Source organism: Streptomyces sp. NPDC057702 (assembly GCF_042799315.1).
Lineage (GTDB): Bacteria > Actinomycetota > Actinomycetes > Streptomycetales > Streptomycetaceae > Streptomyces.
The window spans coordinates 1-25,924 of sequence record NZ_JBHVJC010000022.1; the positions used below are offsets into that span (position 1 = coordinate 1).

The window sequence follows — 25,924 nt, forward strand, 5'->3', positions numbered from 1 at the left end:
CCGGTACGCGACCGGTGGGCGGCGGCCCGCTGACGTGGTGCCCCGGGTGGGGCGGGCCCGTGACTCACCGCGCCCGCCCCGCCCGTGGCCGGGGACGGTCAGAGATCGAGGCTCAGAACTCGTCGTCGAAGGAGACCGAGCCCTCCACGGCGACCTGGTACGCCGAGGGGCGCCGCTCGAAGAAGTTGGTCAGCTCCTGGACGTTCTGCAACTCCATGAAGGAGAACGGGTTCTCCGTGCCGTAGCGGACCGGCAGGCCGAGGCGCAGCAGCCGCTGGTCGGCGACGCACTCCAGGTAGGCGCGCATGGACTCGGTGTTCATGCCGGGCAGCCCCTCGCCGCACAGGTCGCGCGCGAACTGCAGCTCGGCCTCGACGGCCTCCTCCAGCATCGCCGTGACCTGGCGGCCCATCTCCTCGTCGAAGAGGTCGGGCTCCTCCGCGCGGACCGTGTCCACCACCGAGAACGCGAACTCCATGTGCATGGACTCGTCGCGGAAGACCCAGTTGGTGCCGGTCGCCAGGCCGTGCAGCAGCCCGCGCGAGCGGAACCAGTACACGTAGGCGAACGCCCCGTAGAAGAAGAGCCCCTCGATGCAGGCCGCGAAGCAGATCAGGTTGAGCAGGAAGCGACGCCGGTCGGCCTTGGTCTCCAGCCGGTCGAGCTTCTCCACCTCGTCGATCCACCGGAAGCAGAACTGCGCCTTCTCGCGGATGGAGGGGATGTTCTCGACGGCGTCGAAGGCCGCGGCGCGGTCCTCCGGGTCGGGGAGGTAGGTGTCCAGCAGCGTCAGGTAGAACTGGACGTGCACGGCCTCCTCGAACAACTGCCGCGACAGGTACAGCCGCGCCTCGGGCGAGTTGATGTGCTTGTACAGCGTGAGCACGAGGTTGTTGGCCACGATGGAGTCACCCGTGGCGAAGAAGGCGACCAGCCGGCCGATCATGTGCTGCTCGCCCGGCGAGAGCTTGGCCAGGTCGGCGACGTCGGAGTTGAGGTCCACCTCCTCGACGGTCCAGGTGTTCTTGATCGCGTCGCGGTAGCGGTCGTAGAACTCCGGGTAGCGCATCGGCCGAAGGGTCAGTTCGAAGCCCGGGTCGAGCAGGTTCTTCCGCTGCCTGACCGCCTCGTCGGCGGGTCGGGCGGCGTCAGGGGTGGCGCTGGTGGCCGGGGTGGTGGCCGGGCTGGTCACTGGCATGCCTCGCAGGATTCGGGGTTCTCGAGAGAGCAGGCGACCGCGTCGGCTTCGGCGGGCGTCTGCTGGGCGGGTACGGGGGCACTGGCCGCCGCCTCGCCACCGCGCGCCGACTGGGCGATGCGGGTGGCCGGGCGCGAGCGCAGGTAGTACGTGGTCTTGATGCCGCGCTTCCAGGCGTACGCGTACATCGAGCTGAGCTTGCCGATGGTGGGCGAGGCCATGAAGAGGTTGAGCGACTGGCTCTGGTCCAGGTACGGCGTGCGGTCGGCCGCCATGTCGATCAGGGCGCGCTGCGGGACCTCCCAGGCCGTGCGGTACAGGTCGCGCACCTCCTGGGGGACCCAGCCGAAGTCCTGGATCGAACCGTTGGCCTCGCGCAGCGCGTCGCGGGACTGCGCGTCCCACACGCCCAGCTTCTTCAGGTCCTCCACCAGATAGCCGTTGACCTGGAGGAACTCGCCGCTGAGCGTCTCGCGCTTGAAGAGGTTGGAGACCTGCGGCTCGATGCACTCGTACACGCCGGCGATCGAGGCGATGGTCGCGGTCGGCGCGATGGCCAGCAGCAGCGAGTTGCGCATGCCGGTCCTCGCGATCCGCGCGCGCAGCGCGTCCCAGCGCTCGGGCCAGTGCGCGGCGGCGCTCGGGTAGTGGTCCGGGTGCAGCACGCCGCGCGCGGTGCGGGTCGCCTCCCAGGCCGGGTGCGGGCCGACGGGGGCCTGCCCGTCGGCGCCCCCGCCCGGGCGCTCGGCCAGGTCGGCGGAGGCCTCGTACGCCGCGAGCATGATCCGCTCGGACAGTCGGGTGGACAGCTCGGCGGCGCGCGGCGAGTCGAACGGCAGCCGCAGCCGGAAGAAGACGTCCTGCAGGCCCATGACGCCCAGGCCCACCGGCCGCCAGCGGGCGTTGGAGGTGCCGGCCTGCTCGGTCGGGTAGAAGTTGATGTCCACCACGCGGTCGAGGAAGGTGACCGCGGTGTGCACCGTGCTGTCCAGCTTCGCCCAGTCGACGGCGTCCAGCGGGTCGGCCAGGGACGCGGGGTCCACGTCCTCGCGCAGGTGCGCGGCGAGGTTGACCGAGCCGAGGTTGCACACCGCCGTCTCGCCGTCGTCGGTGACCTCAAGGATCTCGGTGCACAGGTTGGACGAGTGGATGACCGCGCCGGGCTCGGCGGTCTGGTTGGCGGTGCGGTTGGCGGCGTCCTTGAAGGTCATCCAGCCGTTGCCGGTCTGCGCGAGGGTGCGCATCATCCGCGCGTACAGTGTCCGGGCGGGCACCGTCTTGCTGGCTCTGCCCGCGGCCTCGGCGGCCCGGTAGGCGGCGTCGAACTCCTCGCCCCACAGGTCCACCAGGTCCGGCGCGTCGGCCGGGGAGAACAGCGACCAGTCCTCGTCCGCCTCGACGCGGCGCATGAACTCGTCCGGAATCCAGTGCGCGAGGTTCAGGTTGTGCGTACGCCGCGCCTCCTCGCCGGTGTTGTCCCGCAGTTCGAGGAACTCCTCGATGTCCGCGTGCCAGGTCTCCAGGTAGACGCAGGCCGCGCCCTTGCGCCGGCCGCCCTGGTTGACCGCGGCGACCGAGGCGTCCAGCGTGCGCAGGAAGGGGACGATGCCGTTGGAGTGGCCGTTGGTGCCACGGATCAGCGAACCACGGGACCGGATGCGCGAGTACGACAGGCCGATGCCGCCGGCGTGCTTGGACAGCCGCGCGACCTGGTGGTACCGGTCGTAGATCGAGTCCAGCTCGTCCAGCGGCGAGTCCAGCAGGTAGCAGGAGGACATCTGCGGGTGCCGGGTGCCGGAGTTGAAGAGCGTGGGCGAGCTGGGCAGGTACGCCAGCGAACTGGTCAGCCGGTACAGCTCGCTGACGTCGGCCAGCGCCCGCGCGGACCCCGCCTCGGCCAGACCACAGGCCACCCGCAGCAGGAAGTGCTGCGGGGTCTCGATGACCTGGCGGGTGATCGGGTGGCGCAGCAGGTAGCGGCTGTGCAGGGTCCGCAGGCCGAAGTAGCCGAAGCGGTCGTCGGCGCGACCCACGCCGTGCCCGTGCTGGGGCGCGTTCGTCCTCTTCAGCAGCGCGTCCAGGGCCGCGGCGTGGGCCCGGACGAAGTCCGCCGTCTCGTCCGCGATCAGCCCCTCGCGGTGCCCGACGGCCACCGACGTGGAGAAGGACACCGCGCCCTGCCCGGCGGCCTCCTCCGCGATGGCCCGGGTCAGCAGCCGCGCGGCCAGCCGCGAGTACTGCGGTTCCTCGGCGATCAGACCGGCCGCCGCCTCGGTCGCGAGCGACCGCAACTCCGCCTCGTCAGAACCGGGATGGCGGCCCCGCAACGCGGCGGCGGCGACCTTTCCGGGGTCGGTGGCGGGCAGGTCGGCGGTGAGGTCGGTCAGGACGCGCAACAGCGCGGTACCGGCTCCCTCGACCGCTGACTCTGAGACGGACTCGCGTGAAACGGGGTCCGCTGGCGCGATGGTCACGTGTGGCTCTCCCTCGCTCGGCAGGGGGCCACGCGGGAGAGGCGGAAGGCGCGCACGGGCGGGCCGCGACCTGAAGGTCGGGCCTGTCACGCGGCGTCCACCGGCCCAACCCGCGGGGCCCGGACGTTTGCGACGCCCAGGGCCGGCAAGCGTGTCCGGCCGTGGGCGCGCTGTCGGCAGGTCCTCGGACTAGCGGCGCGCAAAACGGCACACGTACACCGTTGCGGGACAGTTCCGGATTCGCACCGGATTCCCCTGCGGCGACAGCGAGCACGAGCATACATCTTGTGTCGGCAGCCGCGTGTCCCCCCACATCTTGTGTCGCGGGCGAGGAAAAGCCGTACGGATGTGCTAACCGATCGAGGGGTGTGCGGGCCCGTCGAGCCTGTCATGAAGGGCCGGACGGCTCGGCCGCGCACCCGGGGATTGGTGGCTTGTCACAGTCCCCGGCGTGTTGACGCCCCTCGCGACGCGGAGTTGGGTGCGGCGCACGCCGCCCGTGGACGGCGACGGACATCACCAGTCGAAGGGGTGGGAAACGGATGCGGAGCATCAGGCGAAGAACACGGCGCGCGGTGGCGGGTGCGCTGGGTGCCTGGCTGGCCGTCGGACTGCTGCCGGGCGCGGCGGCGGCCGTCGGACCCGGTGGCGCGGAGCGTGGCGCGGCCGGACGGACCGGCGTGGAGCGTGCCGTCGGGAAGCGCGGCGGCGGCGAACGTGTCGGTGCGGCCGGGCGGGTCGGTGGGGGACGGGAGGCCGGGCGGTTCGCCGCGGGGCGGACGGAGCGGGTCGGCCTGGCCCACGACGGCGCCCAGTTGAACCGCGACGCGCACGGCTACGCCCTGCGCGCCGACGGCCGGTCGCTGATCTTCACGACCGAGGCCGACCACGTGGTGCCCGGCGACACCGACGGCCGCGCGGACACCTTCGTACGCGACCTCGACAGCGGCCACGTCGAGCGGCTGGACCTCATCGGCTCCCAGTGGGAGGTCGTCGAACTGTCGGCCAGCGCGGACGGCAGGTTCCTGGCCTTCGCGGCCCGGCGCACCGAGGCCCCGCCGGACGAACTGCCCGAGGAGGACCTGTTCCTGCACGACCGCCACACCCACCGCACCGAGCCGCTGCTGCCGACCAGTCCGGACCCCGGCAAGGGCCTGCAGATGGTGGAGATCAGCGCCAACGGTCGCACCGTGGTGTTCCAGTCCGTCCGTCCCGACCTGGTGCCCGGCGACACCAACGGAGTCGCCGACATCTTCGCGTACGACCGCTGGCAGGGGAGCGTGCGGCGGGCCAACGTCTACAGCGACGGCACGCAGGCGCCGCGCGCGGCCACCCAGCCGGTGGTCAGCGGGGACGGGCGGCGCGTCGGGTTCATCTCCCGCACCCCGGTGGGCGACCCGCGTCCGGGCCCGGCGCGCGGGCCGGCGGCGCCGTCGGCGACCCCGCAGGCGTCGGGATCGGCGAAGCCCCCGGAGTCGGTGGAGCCCCCGGGGCCCTCGGGGTCGCGTAAGCCGCGCTTCGAACCGCTGTACGTCCACGACCTGGACACCGGGAGGACCGTGGCCGCCAGCACGACATCCGATGGCACGGACGTCGGCGCCACGCGGGGCTCGCTCAGCGCGGACGGCCGCTTCGCGCTCTTCGCCTCGCGCTCGCACCTGGTGGTGCCGGGCGATGCCAACGGCGTCCACGACCTGTTCCTGCGCGACCTGGAGCGCGGCACGACCGAGCGCGTCAGCCTCACGCCCGGGGGCGGCGAGGCGAACGGGGAGAGCGTCTACGGCGTCCTGAGCCCCGACGGCCGCACGCTGCTGTTCACCTCCGACGCGAGCAACCTGGTCCCGGGGGACACCAACGAGGTGGCCGACCTCTTCGCCCGCGACCTGCGGACCGGCGCGGTCGAGCGGCTCACCATACGCGCCGACGGCACCCAGTCGAGCACGGCGCCGGAGGAGTACGCCGGCGCCGTGCTGACCGACGCCGAGGCGCGTCAGGTGGTCTTCGTCTCCGCCGACGACCACCTGGTGCCCGGCGACACGAACGCGGTCAGTGACCTGTTCGCCCGCCACCGGGGCGACTGAGGCCCGCGGAGGCCGGGCGCCCCGACCGGGTCGGCCGGATCGGGCGCCCGGCCATGGCGCGGGCGCGGCGGGTGGGGTGTGGCGTGCCCGGTGGGGCTGGTGGTGCGGCCGGTGTGGCTGGTGGTGTGGTGGGCCCGGTAGGTCGGCGTGCCGGGTGGGGCGGTGCGCTCGGTGGGGCGGCGTGCCCGGTGGGCTCAGCAGCAGCGGAAGCCGCTGCGGGGGTCCGCCTCGCGTTCGTCCATCCGCCGCCGCTCGAACTCGGCGCGGCTGGCGGGCTCGGTGTCGGGATGTTGGCTTCGGGTGTGCGCGACGTACCGGTCGTACGTCCCCTCGCCGGTGAACTCGCGTACGTAGTGGCGCACGCGGCGGCCCCAGTGCGCGGCCCGGCTCGTGGTGCGGGTGATCATCGCGATCGGTTCCCTTCGCGGAGGTGGTGGGAAAGGGGGCGGAGGGTGCCGGGGGCGGCGGTGTCCGGCTGGGGCGCCGCCCCCGGCGCGCGGGCTCCGCTACGAGGAGCGGTCCGCCTCCGGTGTGCGGTCGGGCCCGCCGCTCGCGGCGGCCGCCTCGGCCAGCTCGCGCTTCTCCTCGCGGGTGGGTACGAGGCCGGCCGGCGCGACGATCCGCGACTCCACGTACGGCGCCTCGTGCAGTCGGGCGGTCTCCGGGTGACGGATGGCGCGCACGCAGGTGCGGGCCGCGTCCAGGAGGACGATCACCACGAGGACGGCCAGCAGCGCGGAGAGCACGCCGTCCACCGTCGAGTTGGTGACGACGGTGTGCATCTCGTCCATGTTCTTCGCGGGCGGCAGGACCTTGTCCGCGTCGATGGCGTCCTGGTAGCGGTCGCGCTGGCTGAAGAAGCCCACCCGCGGGTCGTCCGAGAAGATCTTCTGCCAGCTCGCGGTCAGGGTCACCACCACGTCCCACACCAGCGGAACCGCCGTCACCCAGGCCCACTTGAGCCGCCCAGACTTGACCAGCAGCGTGGTGCACACCGCCAACGCCACGGCGGCCAGCAGCTGGTTGGCGATGCCGAAGATCGGGAAGAGCTGGTTGACGCCGCCCAGCGGGTCGTGGACGCCCACCCACAGGAAGTAGCCCCACAGGGCGACCACGAGGGCGCTGCACAGCCAGATGCCGGGCTTCCAACTCACGTCACGGAAGGGCTTGTACACGTTGCCCAACATGTCCTGGAGCATGAACCGCCCGACCCGGGTGCCCGCGTCCAGGGCGGTCAGGATGAACAGCGCCTCGAACATGATCGCGAAGTGGTACCAGAACGCCCGCATGCTGTCGCCGCCGAACACGTCGGAGAAGATCTCCGACACCCCCACGGCCAGGGTGGGCGCGCCACCGGTCCGCGAGAGCAGCGAACTCTCCTCCACGGCCTTGGCCGCGGCGGCGAGTTGGTCGGGCGAGATGCTGTACCCGAGCCCGGCGACCGCGTCCGACGCGGACCGCACGCTGTCACCGACCACGCCCGCCGGCGCGTTCATCGCGAAGAACAGGCCCGGGTCGATGATGGACGCCGCCACCATCGCCATGACGGCCACGAACGACTCCATCAGCATGGCGCCGTAGCCGATCATCCGGACCTGGGTCTCCTTCTCGATCATCTTCGGCGTGGTGCCGGAGGCGATGAGTGCGTGGAACCCGGAGAGCGCACCGCAGGCGATGGTGATGAACACGAAGGGGAACAGCGACCCGGCGAACACCGGCCCGTCGCCGCGCCCCGCGAAGTCGGTGACCGCGTCCATCTTGAGCGTCGGCAGCGTGCACACGACCCCGACGGCGAGCAGGCCGATGGTGCCGATCTTCATGAAGGTGGACAGGTAGTCGCGCGGCGCCAGCAGCATCCACACCGGCAGCACCGACGCGATGAACCCGTACGCCACCATCCAGAGCACCAGCGTGCTGTGGTCCAGGGTGAACGCGTCGGCCCACGAGGACTCGGCGACCCAGTTGCCGCCGACGATGGCCAGCAGCAGCAGGACGAGGCCGATGAGTGAGACCTCGGTGACCCGGCCGGGCCGCAGCACGCGCAGGTAGAAGCCCATGCCCAGCGCGATGGGGATGGTCATCGCGATGGAGAAGGTGCCCCAGGGCGACTCGGCCAGCGCGTTGACCACGATCAGGGCCAGCACCGCGAGCAGGATGATCATGATGATGAACACGGACAGCAGCGCCGCCGCGCCGCCGATCGGACCGATCTCCTCGCGCGCCATCTGTCCGAGCGACTTGCCGTCCCGGCGGGTGGAGAAGAACAGCGTCACCATGTCCTGCACGGCGCCCGCGAAGATCACGCCGACCACGATCCAGATGGTGCCCGGCAGGTATCCCATCTGCGCGGCCAACACCGGGCCGACCAGCGGGCCCGCGCCCGCGATCGCGGCGAAGTGGTGTCCGAGCAGCACTCGGCGGTCGGTCGGGTGGAAGTCGACGCCGTCGTTGCGCCGCTCGGCCGGGGTGGCCCGCGTCTTGTCGGCGCGCAGCACCTTGGTGGCGATGAAACGCGAGTAGAAGCGGTACGCGATGGCGTACGAGCCCAGCGCCGCCATCACCAGCCAGGCGGCGGAGACCTCCTCGCCCCGGGACAGGGCGAGCACGGCCCAGCCGAGGGCGCCGGCGAGCGCGACGGCCGTCCATATGAGGACGGAGCGGGGGGACACGGCTCTTCTCGTGGGTGTGCTCACCGGGTGTGCCCTCCGTCGATCCGAGTCGAGGCCGCCGCGCGTGCGGCGCCCGTCGGCGTGGTGGCCGTCAGCGTGGTCGCGGGGGCGGCGGGCGCGGGGGCGGTGGCCGGCCGCGCCGCCGGGCTCGTCGCCGCCCCGTCGGCCCAGGTCAGAGGTCGTGGCCGGCGGGCCACGAGGGTGGCGCGGCCGGTTGGCTGGTCGCCTGGTGTGGTCTGGACCAATTTCTCGCGAGCTCGTACGATCGCCTTCATCTGGTTCAACTCCGCTTCCCCACGCCTGCGATGGGACCCGACCGTGCTCGACATCGTGGTGGTACTGCGGGCTGAGGATGTCCCTCGTGGCGTCCGTTCCGTCCGCAACCGGAACGCACAGACGCCTCTCGTCCTCACCGACACCGGATCATCCTTCCCTGTGGCCTCACACGTCACGCGTGCACCAGATGCGGCGGTCCGGACCCGAACCACGCGCCCTCTGGAGCCCGCCGGACCGTCCTCTCCGTTCGCTCGTGCCGCACGCGCCGGGCGGCAGGCGGAAATCCTCGCGCGGTTGACCATGAGATGGGAAGCCTTGGCCCGCCCCCACTCCGGGACCGGCGGCCGACACTCCGGCGCCCGGCCCGCGACGCCGGCAGACGCCGGGTGTGGCGCGATACCTGGCCGAAAAGCAGCCGTCGGGCCGACGCGGTCTTGCCTTGTCGGAGTGGTGCGTGCAAGGCGTCGCGTGGCGGGGGAGGTGGTCGGGTCCGGCCACCGCGGGCCGCGAACCGACCACTCTTGACCAACCCTTTGCCCTGTCCGGCGGCCGATGACCGACGATCGATCCAGCGCCGCGGCAGCTCGCGGGGGTCGCGAGGCGTGCGCGGCAGGGGCCACCCCCGTGTCGCGCGACCCGTCGCCGCGTACCGGAGGGAACGGGTCCGCGCCACCCAGTGGACCCCCGCCGTTCCGCTGCCGCCGCGCGTGACGTATCACGGTGTCGTGCACCCCCGCGCGGCCCCGCCCGCCGACGATGCCGCCCGCGGCGCGTTCCCCCGAGAAAGGACCGCACGCCCATGCCCGAGACCGCCCCGACCGCATCGACGTCCGCCACGCCCCCGCCCGGCGCGCCGCCGTGGGGCACCGTCGTGATCTCTCCGCACTTCGACGACGCCGTGCTGTCGCTGGCGGCCGTGCTCCCCCAGCTACGTGGCCCGGTCGTGGTCGTCACGGCCTACGGCGGGGCGCCCGGACCCGAGGCCACCGTCTCGGAATGGGACGACATGTGCGGGTTCACCACGCCGCACGAGGCCCACGCGGCCCGCGTGGTCGAGGACGCGCAGGCCCTTGCCCTGGTCGGGGTCGCGCAGGTCACGCTGCCGCACCCGGACGGCCCGTACGGTGGCGCGGACCAGCTCGGCCACCTCGACCAGTGGTTGCGCGACCTTCCGCTGGACACCGAGGTACTCGCCCCGATGGGCACCCGGCAGGCCCACCACGCGCTGGTACGCGAGCAGGTGTTGGCCACCCGTGCCGCGCAGGGCGCCGCGACGCCGCTGATCTACGCCGACCTGCCCTACACCGGACACACCCCGGGCTGGCACACCGACGGGGCCGAGGCGGCGCTCGCGGCGGAGCCCGAGCGCGGCGAGTCCTACCGTGACCTGGCCGAACGCTTCCGCCTCAGCCCGCGCTGGGAGGTGCGGCTGGACGACGAACAGTGGGCCGCCAAGCGCCTGGCCGTGCAGTGCTACGGCTCCCAGCTCGCTCCGCTCGGCGTCGGTCACGGGCTGTTCCTGTCCCGGACGGGGCCGCTGCGCACCGAGCGGGTGTGGGCCCTGGAACCCCGCACGGCGCCCGCCGCGTAGCGGGGGCACGGTGGCGAGTGGGCGCCCGGACGCGGGGCGGGCCCCGACGGCGCCGGCCGGCCCGAGCCCGCTGGTCGGGCTCGGGCGCGGGCGGTCAGTCCGTGGGGCGACGCAGGCGGGCGACGAACTTGTACCGGTCGCCCCGGTAGACCGAGCGCACCCATTCCACGGGCTCACCGTTGTCATCCAGCGAGTGGCGGGAGAGCATCAGCATGGGCAGCCCGACGTCCGTGCCGAGCAGCCCCGCCTCGCGCGGGGTGGCCAGCGAGGTCTCGATGGTCTCCTCGGCCTCGGCCAGGCGCACGTCGTAGACCTCGGCCAGCGCGGTGTACAGCGAGGCGTACTTGACCAGGCTGCGCCGCAGGGCCGGGAAGCGCTTGGCGGACAGATGCGTCGTCTCGATGGCCATCGGCTCGCCGCTGGCCAGCCGCAGGCGTTCGATACGCAGCACCCGACCGCCGGTGGTGATGTCGAGCAGTCCGGCGAGCCGGTCGTCGGCCGTGACGTAGCCGATGTCCAGGAGCTGGGACGTGGGTTCCAGTCCCTGGGCCTTCATGTCCTCGGTGTAGGAGGTCAGTTGCAGCGCCTGCGAGACCTTGGGCTTGGCGACGAAGGTGCCCTTGCCCTGGATGCGCTCGAGTCGCCCCTCGACGACCAGCTCCTGCAGCGCCTGGCGCACCGTCGTGCGGGAGGTGTCGAACTCGGCGGCCAGGGTGCGCTCGGGCGGCACCGGCGTGCCCGGGGGCATGGTTTCGGTCATTTCCAGCAAGTGGCGCTTGAGTCGGTAATACTTGGGGACGCGCGCGGTGCGCGTACCGCTCGCGGTCGTCCCGTTCCCGTTGCCCAGTGCGCCGCCGGCGCTCTGGGCGGTGCCCCCGTCGGTCCCCATGGCGTGACGTCCCGACTCCGATCCTGTTGCCGTCACCGGCTCCTCCGTTACTTCGGCTGGAGGTACGGGGGGTCTCCCCGGACAACGCAGCGCGGCTCACATCGTGGCATGGGTGGGCCCCGGGGCACCCTCATCAACGTGCCAGCGGGCCCCAGGTGTCGGTCCGATAACGGACCTGACAGCGACTCTTATACACCCTTGACACCCCTAAAGGTCTAGGCCAAGCTGCGGGAACTGGTCTAAACCATTAAAGACCAATTCCGGTTCTTTGAGGAGAGTGCTGTGAAGCGTGGGCTCATAGCGGCGACGGGTGTCGCGGCCATGTTGGTGAGCGTCGCGGCCTGTGGGTCTGACAGCGACGACAACAAAGGCTCCGGCAAGGACGGCTGGAAGGGCGAGACCCTGACCGTCTGGGCCATGGACGGTTCCACACCTGACGGGTGGACCAAAGATGTGACGGCTGCCTTCGAAAAGAAGACCGGAGCCAAGCTGAAGTTTGAGGTTCAGCAGTGGAACGGAATTCAGCAGAAGATAACCACGGCACTCTCTGAGTCGAATCCGCCGGACGTCATCGAGCTCGGCAACACCCAGACGCCTGCCTACGCGCAGACCGAGGGCCTGGCCGACCTGTCGGACCTGAAGAAGGAGATCGGGGGCGACTGGACGGAGAACCTCAACAAGTCCTCCGTCTTCGACGGCAAGCAGTACGCCGCGCCGTGGTTCGGCGTCAGCCGCGTCGTCCTCTACAACAAGAAGATCTGGGACGAAGCCGGCATCAAGGAAACGCCGAAGACGCGCACCGAGTTCTTCAAGGCGCTTGACACCATCGAAAAGAAGACCGACGCCGAGCCTATCTACATGCCCGGCCAGAACTGGTACTTCTTCGACGGTCTCACCATTGGCACCGGCGCCGAACTGGTGAAGAAGGACGGCGACAAGTACGTCTCCAACCTGGCCGACCCGAAGGTCGGTAAGGCCATGGACATCTACAAGCAGTACGCCGCCTTTAGCGACGCCCCCAAGGACAAGGACGAGGCCACTCCGCAGCAGGCCGAGGTCTTCGCCCAGGGCAAGACCGGCGCCTTCATCGGCATGGGCTGGGAGGCGGCCACCGCCATCAAGGCGAACCCGAAGATCGAAAAGGACATCGGCTACTTCACCGTCCCGGGTGAGACCGCCGACAAGCCCGAGGGCGTCTTCCTCGGTGGCTCCAACCTCGCCGTCGCCGCGGGCAGCGAGAAGCAGGAGCTGGCGAAGGAATTCCTGCGCATCGCACTCTCCGACCAGCACGAGGGCCAGCTCGCCAAGGAAGGCGGCGTGATCCCGAACAAGGACTCGCTGCAGAGCCAGCTCAAGGGCAACCCGGCCGCCGAGGCCATGGCGCCGGCGACCGTCGGTGGCACGACCCCGCTGATTCCCGAGTGGGCCTCGGTCGAGAACACGCCGAACCCGATCAAGACGTACATGACCGCCGTGCTCAACGGCAAGTCGCACGAGGAAGCCGCCAAGTCCGTCGAGGGCGAGCTCAACAAGCGGCTTGGCCAGGCTCTCTAGTCGCTGACCGCTAGCCGCTAGATAACACGCGCACGCTGCCGGGGGTGGTGAGACACCACCCCCGGCAGCGCATCGAGTACGTCCGGCCAGGAAGAGAAGACGAGCATGTCAGTGCAGACCGAACGTGCGGAGGCGGCACCGGGAACTGCCGTCCGCAAGAGCGGAGGACCGCCGCACGGCGGACCCGACGCGAAACGGAAGGGGATCAGAGGCAATCTCCTGCCGTACGTGCTGCTCCTTCCCGCGCTAGCCGTGACCCTGGTGTTCCTGGGCTGGCCGATGGTGAAGAACGGCCTTCTGTCCCTGCAGAACATCAACCGACGGCAGTTGATCCTCCGGCTCACCGAGTGGACCGGGATCGACAACTACGAAGCGACTCTCAAGAGCGAAGAGTTCTGGCGCGTCGTCGGCCGCTCGATCGTCTTCACCGCAGTCAACGTCATCCTGATCATGGTGGTCAGCACGCTGATCGGCCTGCTGCTCGCCCGGCTCGGCAAGAAGATGCGGCTGACGCTCCAGATCGGTCTGGTGCTGACGTGGGCCATGCCCATCATCGCCGCGACCACCGTGTACCAGTGGCTGTTCGCCTCCCGCTTCGGCGTCGTGAACTGGGTGCTGGACAAGCTGGGTTGGCACTCCATGGCGGACTACAACTGGATCGGCTCCCAGTTCTCCGCCTTCTTCGTCATCTCCCTGCTGATCGTCTGGCAGTCCGTGCCGTTCGTGGCCCTGAGCCTGTACGCCGCGACCACCACCATCCCCAGCGAGCTCTACGAGGCCGCCTCGCTGGACGGCGCGGGTGCCTGGAAGAGCTTCACCGCGGTGACCTTCCCCTTCATCAAGCCGTTCCTCTTCGCCACGACGTTCCTTGAGGTCATCTGGGTCTTCAAGGCACTGCCCCAGATCTACGCCATCAGCGGCGGCGCGCCCGACCGGCTCACCGAGACCCTCCCGGTGTACGCCTTCGTCGAGGGCGTCGGAAACCAGCACTTCGGCATGGGCGCGGCGATCTCGCTGCTCACCATCCTGGTCCTGCTGGCCCTCACGTCGTACTACCTCCGCATTGTCCTGAAGCAAGAGAGGGACGAGCTGTGAAGCGTTCACTCCTCGGCCGTATCTGGCCCAACGCGACGGCGATCGTCCTGTTCATCGGGTTCGTCTTCCCCGTGTACTGGATGTTCAACACGGCTCTGAAGCCGACCGGCGACATCCTCACCGAGGACCCGGTCTGGTTCCCGACCTCGCTGACGTTCGAGCACTTCAAGACGGCTGTCAACGCGGACAACTTCTGGACCCTGGTCGGCAACTCCCTCACGGTCACCTGTCTGGCCGTGGGCCTGTCCCTGCTGATCGCGCTGTGCGCCTCGTTCGCCATCGCGCGCATGCGGTTCAAGGGCCGGCGCGGCGTCATCCTGGTCTTCATGATCGCCCAGATGGCCCCCTGGGAGGTCATGGTCATCGCGATCTACATGCTGGTGCGCGATGCTGACATGCTCAACAGCCTGGTCCCCCTCACCCTCTTCTACATGGTCATGGTGCTGCCCCTGACCATCCTCACGCTACGGAACTACATCGCGGCGGTACCCAAGGAACTGGAGGAGTCCGCCATGGTCGACGGCTGCTCCCGGTCCCAGGCGTTCCGCAAGGTGATCTTCCCGCTGCTCGCCCCGGGACTGATGGCCACCTCGCTGTTCGGCTTCATCACCGCCTGGAACGAGTTCCCGATGGTGCTGATCCTCAACAAGGAGGAGCACGCCCAGACGCTGCCCGTGTGGCTCTACAGCTTCCAGAGCAACTTCGGCAACGACTGGGGCGCCACCATGGCCGCCGCCTCGCTGTTCGCCCTCCCGATCCTGATCCTCTTCCTCTTCCTCCAGCGCCGGGCCGTCGGTGGCCTGACCTCCGGCGCGGTCAAGGGATAACGGGACAACGCGCCTCCACCGCAAGGGACACACCGCACGATGAGCACCACCACCTCCGCCTCCGCCCGCACCGACTCCCTGACCCGGGACGCCCTCGCCGTCCTCCAGCCGGGGTTCAGGGGCACCACCACCGCCCCCGACTGGCTGCTCCGCACGATCGACGAGGGGCTGGCGTCCGTCGCCCTGTTCGGCCGGAACATCCAACGGCCCGAGCAGGTCGCCGCGCTCACCGAACAGCTGCGGGCGGAACGCGGAGACCTTCTGGTGGCCATCGACGAGGAGGGTGGCGACGTCACCCGCCTCGAGGTGAACGAGGGCTCCTCCTTCCCCGGCAACCTGGCGCTCGGCGCGGTCGACGACCCGGATCTCACCCGGGCCGTCGCCCGCGAGATCGGTCGTCGCCTCGCCGAGTGCGGCGTCAACCTCAACTGGGCGCCCTCCGCCGACGTCAACGCCAACCCCGACAACCCGGTCATCGGCGTCCGCTCCTTCGGCGCCGACCCGAAGCTCGTGGCCCGGCACACGGCGGCCTACGTCGAAGGCATGCAGGCGGCCGGCGTGGCCACCAGCGTCAAGCACTTCCCCGGACACGGCGACACCGCCGTGGACTCCCACCACGACCTGCCGCGCATCGACGCCGACCTGACCGTCCTGGCCGACCGCGACCTGGTGCCCTTCCGGGCCGCCGTGGCCGCCGGCACCCAAGCCGTGATGAGCGCGCACATCCTGGTGCCCGCCCTCGACCCCAACCGCCCCGCCACCCTCAGCCCCCAGGCTCTCCACGGCCTGCTGCGCCGCCCCGTGGCCGACGGCGGGTTCGGCTTCGACGGGCTGATCATCAGCGACGCCATCGAGATGAAGGCCATCTCCGCGGCGTACGGCGTGGAGCGCGGCACCGTACTCGCCCTTGCCGCCGGCGTGGATGCCATCTGCGTCGGAGGCGGGCTGGCCGACGAGGAAACCGTGCGACGACTGCGCGATGCCCTCGTCCAGGCCGTGCGCTCCGGCGAGCTGAAGGAGGAGCGGCTCGCCGACGCGGCGGCCCGGGTCCGCGCCCTGGGTGACTGGGCCCGTCTGGGCACCCAGGGCGCGGGGTCGGCGGCGACCCCCGCCGGCCGGGCGTCCGCTCCCGTACCGGCCGCCCCCGAGGTGGGACTCGCCGCCGCCCGCCGCGCGGTCCGCCTGACCGTCGGCGAGCAGGGTGGCGAACGGGGTTACGCCCCCCTCACCCGCCCCGCCTACGTCGCCGCCTTCACCCCGATGGCGAGCATCGCGGTGGGCGACGACACCCCGTGGGGTGTCGCGGCCGAACTGGCCCGACTGCTCCCCGGCACCGAGACCGAGACCCTGAACAACGCCCGGGTGACCGAGGACGGCGTCCGCGAGACGGTCGCGCGGGTGTGCGCGGCGGCGGGGGACCGCCCCGTCGTCGCCGTCGTCCGCGACGTCCACCGGCACGCGTGGATGACCGAGGCCCTGGCCGCCCTGGTCGCCGCACGCCCCGACACCGTCGTCGTCGAGATGGGCGTGCCCCAGGCAGCACCTATCGGCGCGCTGCACATCGCCACCCACGGCGCCGCCCGAGTCTGCGGGCGGGCCGCCGCGGAGGCCATCACCGGCGAAGCCCGGTAGCCCCCCAGCACCCGACGACCCGGCCCGGCGACACGACCGGCCCGGGCCGTCGGCGTTCAAACCCCCACCGACACCCCGCACCCGGCCGCACCCGCCGCACCCGCACCCGCCGCACGCGACCGCACCTCGCCGCACCTGTCGTACACGTCGCGCCGCCGCTCATGCCGGCCGCACGCGCCCGAGCCCCACCCCACACGCCGTGCCCGCCGAGCGCGACCGCACCCCCACGCGAGCACACCCGCGTGCGACCACACCCCCACGCGACCGCACCCGCGCGCGACCGCATGCCGCCGCGCCCGCCGAAGGTGATGGCCCCCCGCCGTACGCGCCCCCACCCTCGTCACCTCCTGGGCGCCATGCCGCGCCGCCCGCTCGCATGAGCCCCGCTCGCCGGCGTGCGCCGTGGTGACCAGTCGATACGGCCCGAGCGGTCGGGTCGGCGTGCGGCCGGGCGCCCGGCCGTCCCCACCCGGGCGCGTGCCGCCCGCGACGCCGTACGGCCTCCGCGCCGTACGCCCTCGCCACGGGCGACCCGCGAGACCGCCGGTTCCGGACCTACAGCAGCGCACCCCCTGTCGCGTCGATCCACTGACCGGTCACCCAACGGCTGTCGGAGGATGCGAGGAAGGCCACGATGCCGGCCACGTCGTCAGCCTTGGCCACGCGGTTGAACGGGGACTCCTCGGCGACGGCCTGCCACACCTGAGGGTCGTCCCGCAACCAGTCCGCGTTCATGTCGGTGTCCACCACGCCCGGTGCGACCGCGTTCACCGTTATGCCGCGCGGGGCCAGCTCCTTGGCGAGGGTCAGGGTCAGCACGTCGATGGCCCCCTTGGTCATCGAGTAGGAGATCAGGCTCGGTGTCGCGCTGCCTCGCGTGAGCCCCGTGGAGATGTTGACGACCCGCCCCCCGTCGCGCAGTCGCTCGATCCCCAGCTGGGTGATGAAGAACGGTGCCTTGGCGTTGACCGCGAAGACGTGGTCGAACGACTCCGGCGTCACCGCCGCGATCGGCTTGTCGGCCTCGACGATGCCCGCGTTGTTCACCAGGATGTCCAGGCCCTCCGCCTGTTCGTCGAAGGCGGCCCACAGGGCCTGTGCGTCTCCCGGCACGCCCAACTCGGCACGCAGCGCGAACGCCCGCCCGCCCGCCGCCTCGATGGCCGCCACCGTCTCCTTGGCCGCCGTCTCGTTGTGGCCGTAGTGCACCGCGACCCTGGCGCCGTCTCGCGCCAGCCGCTCGGCGATCTCCCGTCCGATGCCCCGGCTACCGCCGGTGACCAGCGCTGTCTTGCCATCGAGCGCGCCCATGGCTACGCCCCCCTCTTTCTTTAGGAGTTGCTACAGAAAGACCGTAGCACATTGCTTAGCGACCGCTATAGAATGGCCGCATGGCTACCACGAACGAGGGATGCGACGAGGCGGTGAAGCGCGGAAGGCCCCGTTCCTTCGACCGGGACGCGGCGCTGCGGGCCGCGACCATAGAGTTCTGGGACCGTGGCTTCGAGGCGGTCTCCATCGCCGACCTGACCCGGGCCATGGGCGTCAAGGCGCCGAGCCTCTACGCGGCCTTCGGTGACAAGAAGACGCTGTTCGAGGAGGCCATCGAGTCGTACGTGCGGGACTTCGGCGGCTACCGGGACCGTGCGCTGGAGGAGGAGCCGACCGCGCGTCGAGCCGTGGCCCGCCTGCTCCACGAGGCCGCGACCTGGCACACGCTTCCGGGCTACCCGCGCGGGTGCATGCTGATCAGCGCCGCGACCAACTGCACCAGCCAGTCCGCCGAGATCGCGCAGGGGCTGGCGGAGCGGCGTAGCGAGGGGCTCGCGGAGGTGGAGCGGCGCATCGACGCCGACGTCGCGGCGGGAATACTCCCGGCCGAGACCGACGCGCACGCCCTCGCCGTCTACTACACGGTGGTGTTGCACGGCATGGCCCAGCAGGCCCGGGACGGTGCCGACCAGGCGATGCTGGAGACCGTGGCGCACACCGCGATGACGGCCTGGCCGGCGGAGACGGGCGAGATAGCGGACTGAGGGTCCGGCTCGGCCGCTGTGGGAGCGGTATCCGGCCCCGGGGCCGAGGCGTGGCCGGCGCGGCGCCGGAGTCCGGAGCGGCGCTCACGGGCGGCGACAGAGCCCCTGACACACCCGCGGGCCGCGGCGCCAGGGCGGGACCCTCAACCCACCCGGCACCGCAGCCCGGAGTTGCATCGGCCGGTGCGGCCGACCTGATGAGGCTTCGGCGCGGTCAGGGCAGAGAGCGCCGTGAGCCTCGGTCCACCCTCCTGTGCGGGGAGGGCGGAGGTCACTGTGCAGTCATTGTGGACTAGACCATTCACGGCTGTCTACGGCTGTGCGCGCACTGGCTCACGGGAGGGCGCGGGTAGGCTCGCGGCGTGCCCTCCATGAACGATCTCGTACGCCAGCACACCGCTCTGGACGATTCCGACCTTGAGTGGCTTCACCTGCTGGTTTCGGAGTGGCAGCTGCTCTCCGACCTCTCCTTCGCCGACCTGGTGCTCTGGGTGCCCACGCGGGACGGGACGCGCTACGTCTCGGTCGCCCAGATGCGACCCAACACCGGACCCACCTCGTACCAGGACGACATGGTGGGTCATCTCGTCCCGCGCGGACGTCGACCCCTGCTGGACGCCGCGCTCGACGAGGGGCGGATCGTGCGCGAGGGGGACCCGGAGTGGCGCGAGGAGGTGCCGGTGCGCGTGGAGTCGATCCCGGTCCGCCGCGAAGGCCGTGTCCTCGGCGTCATCGCCCGCAACACCAACCTGCTCACCGTGCGCACCCCGAGCCGGCTGGAGCTCACCTACCTGCAGAGCGCCTCCGACCTGGCCCAGATGATCGCCGCCGGCTCCTTCCCCTTCCCCGGGCAGCAGGTGGACATGGACGCCTCGCCGCGCGCGGGGGACGGGCTGATCAGGCTCGACGCGGAGGGTCTCGTGCAGTACGCGAGCCCCAACGCGCTCTCCGCCTACCACCGCCTCGGCCTGGCGGCCGACCTGGTCGGGCACCACCTGGGCCGCACCACCGCCGAACTCGCCCCCGCGCGCGGCCCGGTGGACGAGGCTCTGGTCAAGCTGGCGAGTGGCTGGGCACCCCGGGAGTTCGAGGTCGAGGGGGAGGAGGGCGTCATCCAGGTCCGCGCCATCCCGCTCAAGCCCAAGGGCACCCACATCGGCTCGCTCGTCCTGCTGCGCGACGTCACCGAACTGCGGCGTAGGGAGCGGGAGCTGATCACCAAGGACGCCACGATCCGCGAGATCCACCACCGCGTGAAGAACAACCTCCAGACCGTGGCCGCCCTGCTGCGCCTGCAGGCCCGTCGCATGGACTCGGAGCAGGGCCGCGAGGCGCTCAACGAGGCGGTGCGCAGGGTCGGTTCGATCGCGATCGTGCACGAGACGCTCTCGCAGAACCTGGACGAGCGCGTGGAGTTCGACGAAATCGCCGACCGGGTGCTGGCGATGGTCGCCGAGATCGCGCCGGGGACGGTCACCGCCCGACGCACCGGGCGATTCGGCATCCTGGACGCCGAGGTCGCCACGCCGCTGGCCATGGTCCTCACGGAGGTGCTGCAGAACGCCCTGGAGCACGGCTTCGGCCCGGGGGAGCACGGCACGGTCGAGGTCAGCGCGGTACGCGGCGGCACCAGGGCCGACGGCCGACTCCTGGTCACCGTGCAGGACGACGGGCGCGGGCTGCCCGAGGGCTTCGACCCCCACAAGGCGGGGAACCTCGGCCTCCAGATCGTCCGCACCCTGGTGGAGGGGGAGTTGGGCGGTACGTTCGCCATGCTCCCGGCGCCCACGGGCGGCACCCGCGTCGTCCTTGACCTGCCGGTGCGCGCCGAGAAGAGCTGAAACGCGCCGGGGGCGGTCATCGCCGTCACCCCGCGCCGACTCGCGGCACCGAGAGCCCGGTCCGCGCGCCGGACGCCGCGCGAGGACGCGAGGCCCGGTTCGCCGCCGGGGCCGCGTCGCGCGACGTGGGGGATCGACAGTGTGATCACCGTATGCGCTGCCAAGGGATATTCAACGGGCCGACGGGTGTAAGCGGAAGCGATACCCGACAACGGAGTTGACGTCGCGTCAGGCAAAGTCGCCCATTCGTTATGCGATTCCGCGCCGATAAAGCGACTTGATGGTGAGCGTGGAAGATCGAGGGCCGTTGTCCGCCGAGTGCGCGGGGATGTGCCACGGGCGATCGATATCGGACTGTTGCCTACGTCCCCCGCTTTCGGGCATCGCGCAGATCGATTTCGGGCGCGGCTGTCCGGACATTACGTCAGCGCTCAGGTGGTCTCTCGCCCGCGACGGCGTACGCGATGTCGCGGGCGCGGCGCTGCTCGGGCGGCGCGGGCATCCGTGCGGTCGCCGTACACAGCACTGAGCCCCGGACCCATCTGGTCCGGGGCTCAAAGCTCACGTTGCTGTGGGGGCACCGCCCTTGGCACCTCCCGGTCTCGCGACCGGGGGCGGAGCCTGGCAGAGCATTGGGGGTACTGCGCGCTGCGGCTCGGGGGCCGAGGGGCTGCGGGTCAGGCGCTGGCGTTGCGCGCCCGGTTGCGAGCGGCGCGGCGCTTCATCGCGCGGCGCTCGTCCTCGCTGAGGCCACCCCAGACGCCGGAGTCCTGGCCGGACTCAAGCGCCCACTGCAGGCACTGCTCCATGACGGGGCAGCGGCGGCAGACGGCCTTGGCTTCCTCGATCTGCAGCAGCGCAGGACCGGTGTTGCCGATGGGGAAGAACAGCTCGGGGTCTTCCTCGCGGCAAACGGCGTTGTGACGCCAGTCCATGGCTGCTCCATCTCCTCGTATTGCGGGTTCGTTGCTTGTGAATGTGAACGCTTTCACGAATCCCCCCGCAATGGAAGGGCCGCCGCCCAGTTGCCCGGTGCGGACCTAAAGTCATAAGGAGGGGGATTCGGGCTCTCAAGGGGGCCTTGTGCGGCCGTCCCGATCGCCATGAAGAGACTCGCAAACCTCGGCGACGGATACAACCCCTTCCGGAAAGTTTTTTTTGAATCCACGGTGTCGCCTCAGTCACAGCCGTACTTCCACAGGGTGGAAGCCAGGCTAAACGTTCGAGTGGAAGGAGTTTTGCCCCTGCCACTCACACAATCACACGCAGTGCATGGCGTACGCCTGTGAACGTCACGCTCGTACGCAGTCCCAGGTGGTCACCGTCCATCTGGAGGGGCAGTGGCGCCTGCGATTGCAAGGTGAAGTCGGCGAGGTCGTGCAGTGACACCGCGTGCTTGCCGTGCGGCCCGCGCTCGGGGGTGGACGTCAGCAGATGCGTCGCGTAGCGCGTCACCGTGGCCGTCGTCAGCTTGGTCAGTCCGAGCACGTCAAGGCCGGTGTCGAAGGACGCCTGCGGTGAGGCGTAGATCGGTCGGTTGCCGAAGTACGTCCACGGCGAGGTGTTGCAGACTATCGAGAACGCCAGGTCAGTGATGGGATCCTCGCCCGGCCGCTCCAGCGTGATGATGCCCTGGCGACGGTGCGGCTCGCCGACGAACTGCCGGAGGGCCTGGCGCACGTACAGCGCGTGCGTCGAGCGCTTGCCGCGCTCGCGCTGCTGCTCGACCCGGCCGATGACCCCGGCGTCGAACCCGAGACCCGCGCAGAAGGTGAACCAGCGCGCCGGAACCGCCTCGTCCGCCGAGCCCGGTGTGCCGGCCGCGAGGCCGAGGCCCACCGTGCGTTCGCTGCCCTCACGCAGCGCGGCCAGCAGGGCGCCGGTCGCCTCCACGACGTGGTTCGGCAGGCCGAGCGCTCGCGCGAAGACGTTGGTGGAGCCGCCTGGCACCACCGCGAGGCGCGGCAGGTCGCTCGGCGCGGGGCCGTGGTGCAGCAGGCCGTTGACCACCTCGTTGACGGTGCCGTCGCCACCGAGGGCGACCACGACGTCGTAGGTGCCGCTCTCGGCCGCCCGGCGGGCCAGGTCGCGGGCGTGTCCCCGGTACTCCGTGTTCGCGACCTCCAGTTTGAGGTCGCTGGCGAGTGCGTGGATCAGCACATCACGGGTGCGAGCACTGGTGGTGGTAGCTGCCGGGTTGACCACGAGAAGCGCGCGCATGCGATGCAGACTACCTACCTGCTGGTACCCGTCTCACCCCCCGGGTCGGCCCGCCGAGCCCCGGACCGGCCCCGCGGGCCCGGCCCGGGGGCCACGGGGCGCGGGCGGTGGACGCACTACGCTGCTGGGGTGAGCAGCAAGCAGAACCGTGGTCCCGCGCAGCGCGGCAAGAAGGCGGCCAAGAAGACGCGGCCGGCGCGGAGGACCGCCGCTGGCGAGGCCGCGCCCCAGTCGGCCACGGGTGACGCGCCCTCGACGGCGTCCGCTCGGACCGGCTCCACGACGGGTGCCGCCGCCACCGCGAGCGCGGACCAGGCAGGCAGGGAAGCGTCCGCCGCGTCGCGGACGCCGGCCGGGCCGCGACCGGCTCGGATCACCGGCGCCGCGGTCATCACCGCCGCCGAGGGCGTGCTCCTCGCCGCGTACGGGGTCTACCTGATGGTGATGGGGGTGGCGGGCGACCCGGACAGCCCGAAGCAGACGGAGATCCTCGCGGTCGTGTTCTTCGTACTGGCGGCGCTGCCGCTGGTGGCCGCGCGTGGGCTGTGGCTGCGCCGGCACTGGAGCCGGGGGCCGGCGATGATCACGCAGCTCATGGCGTTGCCGGTGGCCTGGACGCTGGTCAACTCGGGCGGCGGGCTGATCGCGGGCGGGATCGGCATCGGCGTGGTGGCCGTCGCGGCCCTCGTCCTGCTCGTCAACCCCACGGCGACCGAGGCGCTGGGCATCGGGCCACGGGACGCCTAGACGCCTGCCGCCGGGCGTGGTGTCGCGCGTGTGCCGCGCGCCGCGAAACCGTACGGGGGGTGTGGGGCTCGCCACGTGGCGGGTGTGGGAGTGAAGGACCCCTCGCGTGTGAGCTGTCTCGCGTGCGGGTCGTGTGGCGTGCCGGGACGCGGCTCCGGCGCCCCGCTGGGTGGGGGCGCCGTCGCCGGAGTCCGGCCTACTCCTCGACGAGCAGCTTCTCCCGGAGCTGGGCGAGGGTGCGCGCGAGGAGTCGGGAGACGTGCATCTGGGAGATGCCGACCTCCTGGGCGATCTGCGACTGGGTCATGTTGCCGAAGAAGCGCAGCAGCAGGATCTTCTTCTCGCGCGGGGGGAGGTCCTCAAGCAGCGGCTTGAGGGACTCGCGGTACTCGACGCCCTCCAGCGCCTCGTCCTCCGCGCCGAGGGTGTCGGCGACCGCGGGGGACTCGTCGTCCGTGTCGGGTACGTCGAGCGAGAGGGTGCTGTAGGCGTTGGCGGACTCCAGTCCCTCCAACACCTCCTCCTCGGAGATACCGAGGTGCTCGGCCAGCTCGTGCACGGTGGGGGCGCGGCCGTGTCGCTGGGAGAGCTCCGCCGTCGCCGTGGTCAGGGCCAGCCGCAGCTCCTGGAGGCGCCGTGGCACGCGCACGGCCCAGCCCTTGTCCCGGAAGTGCCGCTTGATCTCGCCGACGACGGTGGGCGTCGCGTACGTCGAGAACTCCACACCACGGTCGGGGTCGAACCGGTCGACCGACTTGATCAGTCCGATGGTGGCGACCTGGGTCAGGTCGTCGAGTGGTTCCCCGCGGTTGCGGAAGCGTCGCGCGAGGTGCTCCACCAGGGGGAGGTGCATGCGCACGAGGTGGTTCCGCAGTTCGGCCCGCTCGGGGGAGCCGTCGGGGAGCTGGCGCAGCTCTATGAACATCGCTCGCGCGCCGCTTCGGTCCTGTGGATCGTGGGTCCGCTGCTCGTGTTGGTGCTGATCCATGTGGTCCGCCCGCTCTGGTCCGTCGCCGGCCGGCTCCGGGTCCGCAGGGTGCGGCCCGTCCGGCTGCTGCGGGATGGCCGGGGCGCGCACCCCCCGCGATGATGCAGTGCTCACGGAGCCCCCCTTTCCGTTACGGCTGCCCGGGTCCGGCGCCGCGCTTCTTGTGCAGGCTGATGCTGACCGTCCGGTCGTCGGCGACCGTGGAGTCGACCTCGCCCGCCAGCGCGGAGAGCACCGTCCAGGCGAAGGTGTCGCGCTCGGGAGCGCGGCCGTCGGTGGTGGGTGCGGACACGGTCACCCGGAGCGCGTCGCCGACCAGCCGAAAGACACAACTGAGGACGCTGCCGGGAACCGCTTGTTGCAGGAGGATCGCGCACGCCTCGTCGACGGCGATGCGTAGGTCCTCGATCTCGTCGAGGGTGAAGTCCAAGCGGGCCGCTAGGCCGGCTGTGGCCGTACGCAGCACCGACAGGTAGGCACCCTCAGCGGGCAACCGGACTTCCACGAAGTCCTGGGTCCCGGGCTCGCCTGCGATCTGGGACACCCTCACCTCCAAGGTGACACAAACTGGTTGAGCTGATATGAGCGCCGGCCGTCAGCCCTTATGGTGGAGGCGGACGATCCGGCGCGGCACACGGTTCGCCTGCGACGCTATCGCGATCTGCGGCCCCGTGTCGCCCGGACGGAGCATGGCTCGCCCAGGGTGAGTACGAGGCCAGAGGCACGCGACTGTCACTCATGGTAAGCATATGAGTACGCACAGTGGCTAGGGGTTGGCGGCCCCAAATCGAAAGAGATGCCGTCGCGTTGCTCACGCGGCCCTCCTCCACGCCGCGCATTTCATGACGTACGTCCTGGTCAGCGCGGTGTGGTGCGGATCGGTGGCAATCGCTTCCGGTATCGGTCAGGCGTTCTTCCCGGCGAGCGCCGCGAGGTCCCGGAGCGGGGCGCCGGTCAGGCGGCGCACCGTCCACTCGTCCATCGCCTTCGCCCCGATGGAGTCGTAGAACGCGATCGAGGGCGCGTTCCAGTCAAGAACCGACCACTCGCAGCGCTCGTACCCACGCTCCACGCAGATCCGCGCGAGTTCGGCCAGCAGCGCCTTGCCGTGTCCGGCGCCGCGCGCCGACGGGCGGACGTACAGGTCCTCCAGGTAGACGCCGTGGGTGCCGGTCCAGGTGGAGAAGTTGCGGAACCACAGGGCGAAGCCGACGGGCTCGCTCGCGGTGGCGTTCGCCGTGTCGTCCGTGGGCCGGGTGGCCTGCTCGGCTATCAGGCCGAAGACGGCCGGGTGCGCGCCGAAGAGCGCCTCGCGCAGCTGGGCCTGGGTGGCCTTGGCCGCGTCGGGCTCGCGCTCGTACTCCGCGAGTTCGCGGATCATCGTGTGGATCACGGGGACGTCGGCGGGCGTGGCGGGTCGGATCATGCGGCCAAAGGTAGCGGGAGCCTCTGACAAGTGGCGGGTTGGGCCGGGTCACGAGGGTGCGCAGGCGTCGGCGGGGGCACGGCGCGGGGGCGCGGGCCGTGCTGCGGGCGGGGTCAGACCAGGCTCTGGTCGACGAAGCACCAGCGCCAGTCCTCGTCCGGCTCGAAGGAGCGCATGACGGGGTGGCCGCTGTCCTGGTGGTGCGCGGACGCGTGGCGTAGCGGTGAGGAGTCGCAACAGCCGACGTGTCCGCAGGTCAGGCAGAGTCGCAGGTGGACGGGGTGGGTGCCGGCCGCCACGCACTCCGGGCAGGTCCGGCTCTGGGCGGCGGGCTCGGGGGTCGGCAGCTCGGAGACGTGTGCGCATTCGCTCATGACGGC

General features: G+C 71.1%; 21 protein-coding genes and 1 riboswitch. Of the genes, 9 read left to right on the plus strand and 12 right to left on the minus strand.

The features are described 5' to 3' along the window. Window positions 1-112: 112 nt before the first annotated feature. Window positions 113-1,198, minus strand: coding sequence for a ribonucleotide-diphosphate reductase subunit beta (locus ACFVFR_RS18175; RefSeq protein WP_383702682.1), 1,086 nt, complete (start codon window positions 1,196-1,198; stop codon window positions 113-115). Further along, on the minus strand, window positions 1,189-3,672 hold the full coding sequence (locus ACFVFR_RS18180) for a ribonucleoside-diphosphate reductase subunit alpha (RefSeq protein ID WP_383702683.1): 2,484 nt from the start codon (window positions 3,670-3,672) through the stop codon (window positions 1,189-1,191). The genes ACFVFR_RS18175 and ACFVFR_RS18180 overlap by 10 nt, the downstream gene beginning before the upstream one ends. Window positions 3,673-3,829: 157 nt before the next feature. Then, window positions 3,830-3,969: riboswitch (cobalamin riboswitch) on the minus strand. 278 nt (window positions 3,970-4,247) lie between these two features. Between ACFVFR_RS18180 and ACFVFR_RS18185 the strand changes: the two genes are divergently transcribed. Continuing rightward, window positions 4,248-5,753, plus strand: coding sequence for a TolB family protein (locus tag ACFVFR_RS18185; RefSeq protein ID WP_383702685.1), 1,506 nt, complete (start codon window positions 4,248-4,250; stop codon window positions 5,751-5,753). 194 nt (window positions 5,754-5,947) lie between these two features. Here ACFVFR_RS18185 and ACFVFR_RS18190 read toward each other — a convergent pair whose 3' ends face one another. Both ACFVFR_RS18190 and ACFVFR_RS18195 read right to left on the minus strand, forming a co-directional pair. After that, window positions 5,948-6,160 (minus strand): YbdD/YjiX family protein, encoded by a 213-nt coding sequence (locus ACFVFR_RS18190; RefSeq protein ID WP_383702688.1) that lies wholly within the window; start codon window positions 6,158-6,160, stop codon window positions 5,948-5,950. 99 nt (window positions 6,161-6,259) lie between these two features. After that, window positions 6,260-8,422, minus strand: a complete 2,163-nt coding sequence (locus ACFVFR_RS18195) for a carbon starvation CstA family protein (protein WP_383702691.1) — start codon at window positions 8,420-8,422, stop codon at window positions 6,260-6,262. Between the two features lie 1,075 nt (window positions 8,423-9,497). On the opposite strand from ACFVFR_RS18195, the gene ACFVFR_RS18200 reads away from it, so the two are divergent. Continuing rightward, entirely contained in the window at window positions 9,498-10,289 is a 792-nt protein-coding gene (locus ACFVFR_RS18200) for a PIG-L family deacetylase (RefSeq protein ID WP_383702693.1), read from the plus strand. Between the two features lie 94 nt (window positions 10,290-10,383). On the opposite strand, the gene ACFVFR_RS18205 is transcribed toward ACFVFR_RS18200, so the two are convergent. Next, a complete protein-coding gene (locus ACFVFR_RS18205) occupies window positions 10,384-11,178 on the minus strand; it encodes a GntR family transcriptional regulator (protein WP_383702892.1) in 795 nt (264 codons plus the stop codon). A 282-nt stretch (window positions 11,179-11,460) separates the two neighbouring features. Between ACFVFR_RS18205 and ACFVFR_RS18210 the strand changes: the two genes are divergently transcribed. The 4 genes from ACFVFR_RS18210 (at window position 11,461) to ACFVFR_RS18225 (ending at window position 16,286) form a co-directional block, all read left to right on the plus strand. Further along, window positions 11,461-12,732 (plus strand): extracellular solute-binding protein, encoded by a 1,272-nt coding sequence (locus tag ACFVFR_RS18210; protein WP_383702695.1) that lies wholly within the window; start codon window positions 11,461-11,463, stop codon window positions 12,730-12,732. A 105-nt stretch (window positions 12,733-12,837) separates the two neighbouring features. Next, entirely contained in the window at window positions 12,838-13,827 is a 990-nt protein-coding gene (locus ACFVFR_RS18215; RefSeq protein ID WP_383702697.1) for a carbohydrate ABC transporter permease, read from the plus strand. Continuing rightward, entirely contained in the window at window positions 13,824-14,654 is an 831-nt protein-coding gene (locus tag ACFVFR_RS18220) for a carbohydrate ABC transporter permease (protein WP_383702699.1), read from the plus strand. The genes ACFVFR_RS18215 and ACFVFR_RS18220 overlap by 4 nt, the downstream gene beginning before the upstream one ends. 39 nt (window positions 14,655-14,693) lie before the next feature. After that, window positions 14,694-16,286 (plus strand): glycoside hydrolase family 3 protein, encoded by a 1,593-nt coding sequence (locus ACFVFR_RS18225; protein WP_383702701.1) that lies wholly within the window; start codon window positions 14,694-14,696, stop codon window positions 16,284-16,286. 555 nt (window positions 16,287-16,841) lie between these two features. Here the strand turns inward: ACFVFR_RS18225 and ACFVFR_RS18230 are convergent. Continuing rightward, window positions 16,842-17,597, minus strand: coding sequence for an SDR family oxidoreductase (locus tag ACFVFR_RS18230; protein ID WP_383702703.1), 756 nt, complete (start codon window positions 17,595-17,597; stop codon window positions 16,842-16,844). An 80-nt stretch (window positions 17,598-17,677) separates the two neighbouring features. On the opposite strand from ACFVFR_RS18230, the gene ACFVFR_RS18235 reads away from it, so the two are divergent. Both ACFVFR_RS18235 and ACFVFR_RS18240 read left to right on the plus strand, forming a co-directional pair. Further along, window positions 17,678-18,322 carry a TetR/AcrR family transcriptional regulator gene (locus ACFVFR_RS18235; protein ID WP_383702705.1) on the plus strand — a complete coding sequence of 215 codons (645 nt, stop codon included), beginning with the start codon at window positions 17,678-17,680 and terminating at the stop codon, window positions 18,320-18,322. A gap of 371 nt (window positions 18,323-18,693) precedes the next feature. Further along, window positions 18,694-20,163, plus strand: coding sequence for a sensor histidine kinase (locus ACFVFR_RS18240; RefSeq protein WP_383702894.1), 1,470 nt, complete (start codon window positions 18,694-18,696; stop codon window positions 20,161-20,163). Window positions 20,164-20,840: 677 nt separating this feature from the next. On the opposite strand, the gene ACFVFR_RS18245 is transcribed toward ACFVFR_RS18240, so the two are convergent. Both ACFVFR_RS18245 and ACFVFR_RS18250 read right to left on the minus strand, forming a co-directional pair. Next, complete coding sequence (locus ACFVFR_RS18245) at window positions 20,841-21,098, minus strand: WhiB family transcriptional regulator (protein WP_003953983.1); 258 nt, start codon at window positions 21,096-21,098, stop codon at window positions 20,841-20,843. Window positions 21,099-21,414: 316 nt separating this feature from the next. Then, window positions 21,415-22,383, minus strand: a complete 969-nt coding sequence (locus ACFVFR_RS18250; protein WP_383702707.1) for a diacylglycerol/lipid kinase family protein — start codon at window positions 22,381-22,383, stop codon at window positions 21,415-21,417. A gap of 129 nt (window positions 22,384-22,512) precedes the next feature. Between ACFVFR_RS18250 and ACFVFR_RS18255 the strand changes: the two genes are divergently transcribed. Beyond that, window positions 22,513-23,130 (plus strand): hypothetical protein, encoded by a 618-nt coding sequence (locus ACFVFR_RS18255; protein ID WP_383702709.1) that lies wholly within the window; start codon window positions 22,513-22,515, stop codon window positions 23,128-23,130. A 196-nt stretch (window positions 23,131-23,326) separates the two neighbouring features. Here ACFVFR_RS18255 and ACFVFR_RS18260 read toward each other — a convergent pair whose 3' ends face one another. From ACFVFR_RS18260 to ACFVFR_RS18275, 4 genes are all read right to left on the minus strand, one after another. Then, window positions 23,327-24,208, minus strand: a complete 882-nt coding sequence (locus ACFVFR_RS18260; RefSeq protein ID WP_383702896.1) for an RNA polymerase sigma factor SigF — start codon at window positions 24,206-24,208, stop codon at window positions 23,327-23,329. A gap of 40 nt (window positions 24,209-24,248) precedes the next feature. Further along, window positions 24,249-24,662: an anti-sigma regulatory factor gene (locus ACFVFR_RS18265; protein ID WP_277320042.1), complete on the minus strand. Its 414-nt coding sequence runs from the start codon at window positions 24,660-24,662 to the stop codon at window positions 24,249-24,251. A gap of 360 nt (window positions 24,663-25,022) precedes the next feature. Next, window positions 25,023-25,544 (minus strand): GNAT family N-acetyltransferase, encoded by a 522-nt coding sequence (locus ACFVFR_RS18270; protein ID WP_383702712.1) that lies wholly within the window; start codon window positions 25,542-25,544, stop codon window positions 25,023-25,025. Window positions 25,545-25,657: 113 nt separating this feature from the next. Continuing rightward, window positions 25,658-25,918, minus strand: a complete 261-nt coding sequence (locus ACFVFR_RS18275) for a UBP-type zinc finger domain-containing protein (protein ID WP_383702714.1) — start codon at window positions 25,916-25,918, stop codon at window positions 25,658-25,660. Window positions 25,919-25,924 lie beyond the last annotated feature (6 nt).